We start from the raw sequence: 1,548 nt of genomic DNA on the forward strand, positions 1-1,548 counted from the left end.
CAATGGTTATTGAAAACTGAGTGCAGGGAGTAATGGCTTATTGGAAGGGTGCATCAGCTTGATTCAGGTTTGAAATCAAAAGAATCGGGTGAAAGAAAGATTTACCTTCCAATGGTTTTTGTTGTTAACAATAGGGCTGTTATATAGCGAGGAGTCCAGCCAGGAATGTGTCACGCTGGCACGGGTAAAGCCTTTGAGAAAAATTGGCGTTGCAAAGTTAAGGCTAACAGACGGATTGATCGACGTGTTGGGAGTGTAAGCTTGTCTATCTGAATTGGATTCGTGATCGCGCACGCCAAAATAGTAGTTACTGTACGCGCTATCCAAGTAGTTTAAAGAGATCTTTGGAGTCAAAAAAAATGGCCCGTAATTGTAACGGTATGACATTGCAAGGGTGAAATCTTGTCCGCCTGAATGGTTCTGTAAATCATGAAGATAGCTAAGTGTGTACGACAGTCTGTCTTTTTTGAGGCTTGTACTCAGACCGCCAAACAATGAGTTCTGGCGCCTCGTCATTCCGTCAAGATGCTTTGAGTCGTTCGGTTTGTAACCGACCGACTTATAGGTGATGAGTGCCAAAGCTTCCAGTTCAGCACTCTGATGTATGATATAGCTGGCACGAGGCCCCAAAAAGCTAAACCTAGTACCTATATAACCTATAATAGGCAGGGCAACCGTGTCAGCTCCTACGCCGGCATAATAAGAGGAATTGATGCTTGTAAAAGCACCGTAAAACCAGCCAGTCTGTTGTTTTCTAGCCTGGCTTTTTTTTACTAGCGACGTTTCCTTACTGCCGGTTTGATATGGCTCAGCATTCAATGAAACAGAGCTCGACACTAAGGCGAGCACAATTATCAACCTAAGGTAGAACATCAATTAATATCTCATTGCGTCGCAGAAATGGTAGTGCCCAGGGTGGATCGTACCCTGCATAACTAGCTAGTGAAATTGAAGAGTAATTATTGCTGTTGAGCCAGTCACTCAGTTGATTGACATGTTTTTGATAATTGCTTTCACTCCATAATCCTGAATAGCTAATCGCTGCAACTCGTTTTTCAGGAACCTCACGAAGACAAACAAGCGGGTCTGTAGGTTGAGGAGAATTGTTAATAGTGAACTTGTCTGGTAGCACAAATTTCAAAATCCAGCCTTGCCGTTCGTTCTCAGTCTTGCTCGGACTCGCAATAACAGGGCTGGTCATCGCAACTATTTTACCTTTTTCTTCCTGTGGTTCAGCGATGACTGGTGCTGTCATCGAAATGTCATTGGCAGAAACATTGGCCCCAGAAATATAGTCAAACAAACGTCTAAAGGATTGGTCGGTTGCATCACGAAAGTTGGGCTCATTTACGTAGGTTTCAACTATCATGACAGGTTCGTATCGTCTTATTTCGATATTGCCGACCTTCTTTTCAACGGTATAGCGAGCCTCATCTGTAGTGCGTATACCAAGTAGTGAGCAGCCTTCCAATATGAGGCTCAGCAAAGTTATTATGATGAGCAAGGGGGCACTGCTTCGTGCTTTATTCCACATATCAGAAATCACCT

The 1,548-nt window shown here is 43.6% G+C and carries 2 protein-coding genes; both read right to left on the reverse strand.

Going from position 1 to position 1,548, the window contains the following annotated elements; translation table 11 throughout:
- Positions 1–75: 75 nt before the first annotated feature.
- Positions 76–849: a MipA/OmpV family protein gene (locus A3735_RS23070; protein WP_197482883.1), complete on the reverse strand. Its 774-nt coding sequence runs from the start codon at positions 847–849 to the stop codon at positions 76–78.
- A gap of 10 nt (positions 850–859) precedes the next feature.
- A partial coding sequence (locus A3735_RS23075) for a heme-binding protein (RefSeq protein ID WP_231882631.1) occupies positions 860–1,548 on the reverse strand: 689 nt, incomplete at its 5' end.

This window comes from Oleiphilus sp. HI0061 (assembly GCF_001635675.1).